6 protein-coding genes are annotated in these 7,935 nt (G+C 38.2%); 4 read left to right on the top strand and 2 right to left on the bottom strand.

All coding sequences use genetic code 11. From position 1 onward, the window contains the following. The first annotated feature begins 818 nt into the window (after positions 1-818). Positions 819-1,043 carry a hypothetical protein gene (locus PHT93_RS14720; RefSeq protein WP_300244444.1) on the top strand — a complete coding sequence of 75 codons (225 nt, stop codon included), beginning with the start codon at positions 819-821 and terminating at the stop codon, positions 1,041-1,043. A 114-nt stretch (positions 1,044-1,157) separates the two neighbouring features. Here PHT93_RS14720 and PHT93_RS14725 read toward each other — a convergent pair whose 3' ends face one another. Next, positions 1,158-2,450: an MATE family efflux transporter gene (locus PHT93_RS14725; RefSeq protein WP_300244446.1), complete on the bottom strand. Its 1,293-nt coding sequence runs from the start codon at positions 2,448-2,450 to the stop codon at positions 1,158-1,160. Between the two features lie 22 nt (positions 2,451-2,472). Continuing rightward, on the bottom strand, positions 2,473-3,618 hold the full coding sequence (locus PHT93_RS14730; RefSeq protein ID WP_300244448.1) for a DUF4861 domain-containing protein: 1,146 nt from the start codon (positions 3,616-3,618) through the stop codon (positions 2,473-2,475). 366 nt (positions 3,619-3,984) lie between these two features. Here PHT93_RS14730 and PHT93_RS14735 point away from each other — a divergent pair, with 366 nt between their 5' ends. The 3 genes from PHT93_RS14735 to PHT93_RS14745 all read left to right on the top strand — a co-directional run bounded on the left by PHT93_RS14735 (position 3,985) and on the right by PHT93_RS14745 (position 7,642). Continuing rightward, positions 3,985-5,319: an NADP-specific glutamate dehydrogenase gene (locus PHT93_RS14735; RefSeq protein WP_300244450.1), complete on the top strand. Its 1,335-nt coding sequence runs from the start codon at positions 3,985-3,987 to the stop codon at positions 5,317-5,319. A gap of 161 nt (positions 5,320-5,480) precedes the next feature. Next, positions 5,481-6,911 carry an RNase adapter RapZ gene (locus PHT93_RS14740; protein WP_300244452.1) on the top strand — a complete coding sequence of 477 codons (1,431 nt, stop codon included), beginning with the start codon at positions 5,481-5,483 and terminating at the stop codon, positions 6,909-6,911. Then, complete coding sequence (locus tag PHT93_RS14745) at positions 6,908-7,642, top strand: nucleotidyltransferase family protein (RefSeq protein ID WP_300244455.1); 735 nt, start codon at positions 6,908-6,910, stop codon at positions 7,640-7,642. Before PHT93_RS14740 ends, PHT93_RS14745 begins: the two co-directional genes overlap by 4 nt. The last annotated feature ends 293 nt before the right edge of the window (positions 7,643-7,935 follow it).

Here is a 7,935-nt window from a genome sequence, read left to right on the forward strand (position 1 = left end):
ATGAAAATGAAAAGGCATACCGTACCATTTAAACTGGATAGTAGAAATTAGGTGTAGTGTCTAAACAAAAACAAAAGACACTGAAAATCATTCGTTTTCGAAAATAAACCGTCAAAGTCAGGAAAAACAAAATAATAGCAAGATTTGTCATTTTCAGACAACAAATTGTCGTCGGCTTCAACAGCGCTGTTTTAACGCGCTTTATTAAATAAAATGACAATATATGTACCCGAAAAACAAACACCGAAAAACCACACTTAAAACGCACGATACGGCATGTCCGTTTTTTTTGAATTATCAAAATTGAACACAGCTTCAACAGCGTTGTTTTAACGCGCTTTATTAAATAAAATGACAATATGTGTCCCCGAAAAACAGATACCGAAAAACCACACTTAAAACGCGCGATACGGCATGCCCGTTTTTTTTGAATTATCAAAATTGAACAAAAAAAGGCAATGGATAAAGTCTCCCTATTCTTTTTGGAAAAAGATTCTATTCTTTTTTTGAATATAAAGGATATTTTTCAAAAAATAACCTTTATATTTTCGGTAAAAAACGGGCTATTTTAGTCTAAATACAATATTTATTGGTCTAAAACGATGCTATAAATCAAAAAACAAGGATGGACATTTTTTTACGCGTAAGTAAAAGGACGAAAAAAGTATCTATTTGTCAAAATAAAACACAAAAAAATCAAAACTATTCAATTGATTTTAATGTATTGTAAATCAAGAATATGAACGGGATTGATTTGTTAGATACCTCTGCTCTCCGTAGTCTCTAAACCTGCCAGTTTAGAGTATAAACGTATCACGATGGATTATCATCAAAACAACCGGATATTTTGCCTGACCCCACAGGACGCATATAATAAGCTTGGTTTGCCAATTCCAAATAATTGCATGGTAAACAATAACTCTCCTTATGAATTAGATCATACGGGAGCGAGACATACAACATCTGCTAATATATTTTTCTTTGCTTTCTTGCAAAAGATAGATTACCACGTAATTCAAGGTCTTAGTCTATTCTATGTGTAGATTTTATCTGTCAAAACATTACTCAATCTTATTATTATGAGGGATATGAACCTGAATAGCAATATAATTTTCCACAATATTAAGGATCGATAAGCCTTCCAATAGTTTATATTATCAAACTCCCTTTAATAGAGGGCGGCTCCAGATGGTTTGAAGGATTCCTCTGAGTAATAGGTAGGTGATAAATGCTAACCAGAGTGCATGATTGCCTAACGTGGCGACTAATAGTAAATATAATGAGAAAAATGCAAGGGAGGCAAGGAGCATGGCGTAGAGCATTTTTCGTGTTTCGGTTGCGCCTATTAAGACTCCGTCCCAAAGAAATGCGGAGAAACCTGCAAATGGAATGATCAGTACCCAGTAGTAGTAGTCTGCAGAGGTACGTATCACGTCTTCGTTGTTTGTTAAGAGACGTAGAAATTCTTTTCCTCCAACTAGGTAAAGCAGGGTGAACAGGAGGGATAATGCAATGCCCCATCCAAATAATTTACGGATCATATTGCGAAGGGCTGTTTTATTCTTTGCTCCCACGAAACGTCCTGTCAGTGCTTCTCCTGCATAAGCGAATCCGTCCATGAAATAGGAGAAGAGGGTGAATAGTTGCATGAGCAAGGTGTTGACTGCTAATACTAAATCTCCTTGTTTGGCTCCTGTTGTGGTGAAGAAGGTGGTAACTGCAACTAAACAAATCGTGCGGAAAAATATATCGCTATTGACGGAGAAAAATCTTTTCATTGCTGTGGAAGAGAAACTTTCCCTGAAGTTTAAAAAGATTTTTAGACGGCTGTAATAAATCATCCAAAAGCTAACTGCCATGATGATTCCACTGTATTGCGCGATTAATGTAGCTGAGGCCACACCTTCTATTCCCCAGTTGAAAACGAAAACAAACAGAAGACTACCGATAATATTGACTATGTTTTGCGTAATAGCGATAACCATCGGAATGCGCGTGTTTTGCATGCCGATAAACCAACCGGTGAAGCAATACAATGAAAGAACAGCTGGTGCTCCCCAGATACATATCCGGAAATACACTTTGGCAAAATGGGCTACTTCTTCACTGCTGTCAACAAGCTGGAAAGTCAGCCATTCAATAGGGGTTTGGAGTAGGATTAGTGTGAGTGCCAAACCACAGGCTATTGAAAGTGAACGGCTCAATAGTAACATAGCCTCTTTCAGATTCCGTTCACCATAGGCTTGTGCAGTAAAACCACCTGTTCCCATTCGGAGGAATCCGAATACCCAATAGATTATATTGAACATCATTGTTCCTACAGCAATCGCTCCTATGTATGCTGCATCTCCGAAATGCCCCACGATTGCCATGTCAACCAGTCCTAACAGCGGTACTGTAATATTTGATATAATAGACGGTAATGCTAACCGCAGGATTTGCTTATTCATTAATTAAACAGCTCGTATTTCTTTATTTATAAGAAACTTCAAGAGGTTCTTTTAGTTGTACACTTAAATCTTTTACGTAATTAAACCAATCAGCCGGAGTCTCGAATCCCCATTTACTCCATCCCGCACCGGCGTAATAAGTGAACTTCTCACCCGGTTTGTATTCCGAAAATCCGAGGAGATGTCCATTCGCTCCACGTTCTGCCTTTTCCTTATCTGAGAAATGGATTGCTTTAGCATCTTGTAGTTTAGCTGGAAATACGGTGGCTATATATGTCTGACCGTTTTTAGGGTCTGCCGGATCTGCATAAGCAATATAACCTGCATCTTTATCAGCGACAAATTCTTCGCTTGGTTCATGCAAAACAATACCGGCAACAACCGGAAGAGTCTCGTTCAGATTTTCATAAGAAACCGTAATTCTGTTTAGTTGCATTCCGGCATCCAAAGATACTGTTCGGTGTTCGATAACATTCTGATTATTATTGATGCTGAGTGGATTGTATGTTAGTTGTACCGTAAAACGAAGAGGTCCGTTGTCCATAATCTCAAACGCCTTGTAGCAATATGGATAAGCAATAGTGTCATTAACAAACAAAGCAGGAGTTCCCGCTCCTAACGTAGGGCCAACCTTATAATAGTCCAAACCATTCCCATTGTCATTATGATAAGAAATTTTATCTTCCAGTTCTTTGCGATAACGCTCTTTTACGACTAATTCCGGAACACGTTTTACCCAAATATCAAAACCATATGCTTTTTCACCTGTTGCTTGTAAAGCCGGTCCATAAGTACGGAATGCAATACGATCATTTTCCCAGGCAATATCATCAACCCGTTCAGGGTACAGTTGACCATATACAAAAGACTTATACTCTTCCGGAGTACCCTCTTTAATTGAATAAGTAACCTTGCTGTTTTCCGTTACATTTGCCGGGAAGATTAATTTCTGATCGTAGGTAATCTGATAAGGAATTTGTTTTCCGTTAGGATCTGTAATAATAAAACTCTTATCCTGCATTTTTAGGTTAATAGCCGTATAAGGCAGCTCAATAATTTCATTGGTGCGGTCAGACGAGGATGAGTTCGTTACCGTAACCTGAAGTGAATTTTTGTTTGTGCAACTGATTAAAACAAGAAATAAGAAAAGGCTAATGACTCTGTTCATAGGTTTTAAAATTATAGACAGGTTTACTAATTCAGTTATTAACTGCAAAATAGCAGATTAAAAATGAAAATGAAAAGTTTTCATCCTCTAAAGATAAAGAAAAGCTTGTTTTTTCGTTTTCGAGAGATGATTTTATTTCGTTATCAGAACGATTACTGTCTTATGAATTAAGAGTACATGTATGCTTTAATAAAGCATCCTAAGTTTATTTCTTTATTTCATTCTGATTTTGTCTAAATGTCATTTTATTTTCATTTTTGCTATCATTATTTTGTTTGTTTGCGCGAAATGCTTACCTTTGTTCGGTCGTTGTTAAATGACACTTTAGCGGTAGAATATTGGTATAACATTCTAAATAATTAAAAAATGAAATCGAACGAAGTTTTGGACCTTCTAAAAAGAAGGTTCCCGAATGAACCTGAGTATCATCAGGCTGTGACTGAAGTTTTAACAACTATTGAAGACGTTTATAATGAACATCCCGAGTTTGAGAAAAGTAATCTGATTGAACGTCTTTGTATTCCTGATCGTATATTTTCTTTTCGCGTAACCTGGGTGGATGATCAAGGGAATGTACATACCAATATGGGGTATCGCGTACAACACAATAATGCGATTGGCCCGTACAAAGGAGGAATTCGTTTTCACTCTTCTGTAAATCTTGGAATTCTTAAATTTCTTGCTTTTGAACAGACTTTTAAGAATTCACTGACTACGCTTCCTATGGGAGGTGGTAAGGGAGGTTCCGATTTCAGCCCACGTGGTAAATCCAATGCAGAAATAATGCGTTTCTGTCAGGCGTTTGTAATGGAACTTTGGCGTCATATTGGTCCTGATACGGATGTACCTGCCGGTGATATAGGAGTAGGTGGCCGTGAAGTGGCTTACATGTATGGAATGTATAAAAAGTTAGCTCGTGAAAACACAGGTACATTTACCGGAAAGGGAATTGAGTTCGGTGGCTCATTGATTCGCCCGGAAGCAACCGGCTATGGTAACGTTTACTTCTTACTTGAAATGTTGAAAACACGTAATATAGATATTAAAGGGAAAGTGGTTGCTGTTTCCGGTTCGGGTAATGTGGCGCAATATACAACGGAAAAACTGATAAGTCTTGGAGCGAAGGTGGTTACTCTTTCAGATTCTGATGGCTATATCTACGATCCGGATGGAATAGATGCAGAAAAACTGAAATATGTAATGGAATTGAAGAATCTGTATCGTGGACGTATCCGTGAATACGCAGAAGAATACGGTTGCAAATATGTTGCCGGAGGTCGTCCGTGGAATGAAAAATGTGATATTGCTATGCCGAGTGCAACGCAGAACGAACTGAATGGAGACGACGCAAAGACCTTGTTGGCAAACGGTTGCTTCGCTGTGTCCGAAGGGGCAAACATGCCTTCAACGCCAGAAGCTATTGATGTATTCCTTGAAGCGAAGATTCTGTATGCTCCGGGGAAAGCTGCAAATGCCGGCGGAGTTTCTGTTTCCGGATTGGAAATGACACAAAATGCGATGAAATTAAGCTGGAGCAGCGAAGAAGTTGATGAGAAACTTAAAAGTATCATGTTCTCTATCCATGAACAATGTGCAAAATACGGTACTGAACCGGATGGAACGATAAACTATGTAAAAGGTGCAAATATCGCCGGATTTATGAAGGTTGCCAAAGCAATGATGGCGCAAGGAATTCTTTAAAATCCTGAAACACAAATTTCTCAGGAGTTAGGATGCAATGTCCTAACTCCTGAATTTCTGCTTACTTCTTTTCGATTCTAACAACCAACTCCTAATTTCCCTTCCTATATAATTGTCATTTGAACATTATTGTTTTAACTTCGTAGCTTAAATGTAGCATAATGGTTGCAGACGTACTGAAAAAACTATACTTGACCAACTTAGGAGTACCAGTCAATGAAATAACCGAATTGCCGTCTTCCGGCTCTAACCGGAGGTATTTCCGATTGATAGGAGAGAAAACTCTGATTGGTGTTAGCGGAACTTCTAAGGAAGAGAACGCTGCTTTTATATATATGTCTTCTCACTTTCGGGCTCAGAACTTACCCGTTCCCGAGGTATATCATGTTTCGGATGATGGACTGTATTATCTGCAAGAAGATCTTGGAGATGTACTGCTTTTTGATGCAATAGCCAAAGGAAGGCAGAGTAGCGTTTTCGATGATGACGAACGTGAATTGCTTCGTAAAACCATTCGTCTTCTGCCTCAGATTCAATTTAAAGGTGCAGAAGGAATGGATTTCTCTTTTTGTTATCCGCAGGCCGAATTTAACGAACGTTCTATCCTCTGGGATTTGAATTATTTTAAATATTGCTTTCTGAAATCTACAGGAATGGATTTTCAGGAAAATTGTCTCGAAGATGATTTCCAGCGACTGGCGAAAGTGTTGTTAGATAAGCCTTCTTCTACATTCTTATATCGTGATTTTCAGTCCAGAAACGTAATGGTGAAAGATGGAAATCCCTGGTTTATTGATTTCCAGGGAGGACGTAAGGGGCCTATTTATTACGATATTGCTTCTTTTCTATGGCAGGCAAAGGCGCGATTTCCGGATGATCTGAGAACGGAATTAGTAAATGAATACATCGATGCTCTATCTGCCTATACTGTGGTGGATCGTGAACAATTCTTTGATAAACTTCGTCATTTTATCCTTTTCAGGACGCTTCAGGTTTTGGGCGCTTATGGATTCCGCGGATATTTTGAGAAAAAACCACATTTTATTCAAAGTATCCCGTATGCGATAGAGAACTTGAAAGTTTTGCTACGAGATGAATTTAAAGAATATCCTTATCTTTGTGGAGTTCTTAAAGAACTTTGTGGTCTGAAACAGTTTTCTGATGACATGCAAAAACGAATGCTGGAAGTCAAAGTAATGAGTTTCGCATATAAAAAAGGATTGCCGAATGACCCATCCGGTAATGGTGGTGGTTTTGTTTTTGATTGTCGGGCAATAAATAATCCGGGGAAATATGAACGATATAATCATTTTATCGGATTAGACGAACCGGTTGTAGAATTCTTGGAAAAAGATGGAGAAATAACGCAATTCCTGGAAAACGTTTATACAATGGTAGATACGACAGTCAAGCGTTATTTAGACAGAGGATTTACGAATCTTATGGTCTGTTTTGGCTGTACCGGTGGCAGACACCGTTCGGTCTATTCAGCGCAACATCTTGCAGAACATTTGCATAAGAAATTTGGAGTAAAGATACATTTGACTCATAGAGAACAAAACATTGATCAAACATTTGACGCCATAATATGAAAGCTATGATTTTTGCGGCCGGTGTCGGTTCGCGTCTTAAGCCTTTGACAGATGAAATGCCGAAGGCATTAATACCATTGAATGGTAAACCTATGCTGGAACATGTGATTTTAAAATTGAAAGCAGCAGGTTTTCGTCATGTGGTTATTAACGTGCATCATTTTGCGCAGCAGATTATTGATTATCTAACTGCTAATGAGAATTTTGGATTAAAAATCCAGATATCTGATGAACGAGATTATTTGTTAGATACAGGAGGGGGAATAAAGAAAGCGTTTGAGTTTTTACAAGGAAACGAGCCGTTTTTGGTTCATAATGTCGATATTATATCCAATGTAGATCTTCGGGCACTTTATGATTACCATCTTGAACATAGTCCTTTGGCTACTCTTTTGGTGAGTAAAAGAGAAACATCGCGTTATCTTCTATTTGATAAACAATCGAAACTGTGTGGCTGGCGTAATCGTGAAACAGGTGAGGTGAAGTCTTATTATCCCGATTTTGATCCGCAGCAATATACTGAATATGGCTTTGGTGGTGTGCATGTTATATCTCCGGAGATTTTTGAGTGGATGGAAGAATGGACAGGTAAATTTCCTATCATCAATTTCTACTTATCGATTTGCGCCAAATCAAATATTCAGGCTTACGCGGCAGAAAATCTAACACTTTTCGACGTTGGTAAACCGGATTCTCTACCGATCGCCGAGGAGTGGATGAAATCTTTCTGAAAAAGCAAGTTATCCAACCCGTTGGCCGAATGAAATAGATACTGATTTAGCCCCTTCAAACGGGAATTATTTTGATGCTGAAAATCAATATAAAAACAGACGTAAAAATATAAAGGATATTTCCGAAAATATCCTTTATATTTCCGAAAATATCCTTTATATTTTTTCACTATTAACCGACTAAAATTCCAGACAGTCGGATTTGTTTAATTACACGGTCTGTATCGTGTTATATTTCTTTTTTTCGAAACCCTAGCCCCTGTTTATAAAGCCAGCCTAAGCTGGATTCCAGG

This window comes from Massilibacteroides sp., assembly GCF_028705895.1.
In the GTDB taxonomy this organism is placed as follows: Bacteria; Bacteroidota; Bacteroidia; order Bacteroidales; family Tannerellaceae; genus Massilibacteroides.